At 65.3% G+C, this 1,737-nt stretch carries 1 pseudogene; it reads right to left on the bottom strand.

Annotated elements, in window-relative coordinates:
* A pseudogene (locus tag DMB66_RS62205) lies at positions 1 to 1,737 on the bottom strand (hypothetical protein); the annotation flags it as partial.

Below are 1,737 nucleotides of genomic sequence, written 5' to 3'. Positions count from 1 at the left end.
GTCGTCGTGGTGCACTTCTCGTCGCCGGACTTCGACGTGTCACCGTTGTCCTGCACCGAGGTCGCCACGCCGTAGTCGTCGTCGAACTCGCTGCGGGAACTGGTCACCCGCCACCCGCGGGAGCCGTTGACACCCAGTGCGGTCCCTTGGTAGGTGGTCTTGGTGCCGGTGTAGCGGGCGGTGACGGTGTCGCCGTTGATGGTGCGTGACGCTGTCGGCGTGGAACGCCAGGGAACGTTGACCGTCTTGCTGACCGGTTTGTCGGTGGTGCCGTTGTAGACGACTTGTTCGCGGACCATTCCCGCGAACTGGTCCTCGTCGTACACGGTCTCGGAGCCCATCGACGCCGGCACGGTGACCGTGGTGGTCCCGCCGGCTTTCGCCTTCCGGTCGCCGTGCATGCCCCGCATGTACGTCGTGGTCGTGAGGGTCTTCTCCGCGTCGCCGACCTGTGTCGAGACGCTCGCATACCCACGGAACTGGTCCCACGTCTTGCGGCTCTGCTTACTGAGCCCGTCGTCGTCGGCGTAGTGCCACGCCGGCGTTCCGCCGTACGAGTAGTAGGTGTTCTTGGTGGGTCCCTGCTGACCGTTCGTGAGCTGCACGTCGGTCTCGGAGACCTGTTCGACGACGTACTTGTGCCACCATTCAGTGATGTCCGGACCGTCCGGGTCATAGGGATCCGGGGTGATGACCGGGTAGCACAGCCTCGTGTTGTTCTCCGGCGACGACGGCTTGTCGCTCTCGGTGCAATCGCGCTGCGAGTAGGTGATCTGGATCCGGGCGCCGGTCTCGGTGTAGATGTTGCTCAGGCGCTGCCAGTTGTTCGTGGTGTTCGTTCCGGTCTCGACCCGGTTGCGTTTCGGGTCGGCGAGGAAGGTGACCGGCGGGAACGACACGGTGCCGCCGACGTGTCCGGCGTGCACGATCGAGTCGAGCCACAGGCCGCCCCGCTCGCCGTCGCCCGGCGACGGGAAGCTGTGCGCCAGCGTGTACGAATCGACGTCCTGCCAAGCCGGGGTGGCCTTGGTGGTGTCCCAGAACCGGGTCGTGACCTTCGCCAGGCGTTTCGTCGACCAGAACGTCGGCGAGAAGTCCTCGCAGGACGTGGCGGTGGCCTTGCACTCCTGGTCCCAGGGGGTGTCCGGCCAATGCGTTCCGTCATGCTCGCCGCAATCGGACTTGCAACGGTCGTCGGTGTCGAAGACGACCTGGGCGAGGGCGCTGTAGGAGCGGTCGGTGGTGCTGCGTTCCCAGGTGCCGTAGTCGATGCGGGCCAGTGTGCCGCCGCGCACGTAGGAGACGTTCTTACTTTCGGTTGCCTCGGCCGCGTACTGGTTGACTTCCTTGTTGTACCAGAACGAGGTGGTTTCGCCGTGTGTGTCGATGGCGTAGTCGAGGTTCCACCGCCAGGCCTGGGTCTCGCGCGAGTCGGAGAACGTCGTGGCGTGTCCGGGCTCGCCGGCGTGGTTGCCGTAGACGGGCACGGTCCACGCCGAGTTGGTCTCGGAAGTCTCACCCGGCAACTTGTTACGACCGAAGAAGTACTGGGTGCCGTCGGTCGTGGTGACCTTCCAGTGCTCACCGTCCTGGTCGCCGTTGTCGGCACCGGTCAGCCGCACGATCTTCGAGCCGTCCTCAGTGCGGGAGTGCCATCCCTTCCCACTCTCATAGACCAGCTCGGTGCTGTTGCCGGCCAACGACAGTGTCGCGTTGTTCGAGCGCCAGCACAGGTCG

The organism is Actinoplanes sp. ATCC 53533, from assembly GCF_003947245.1.
This window is presented reverse-complemented; position numbering and strand designations above follow the sequence as displayed.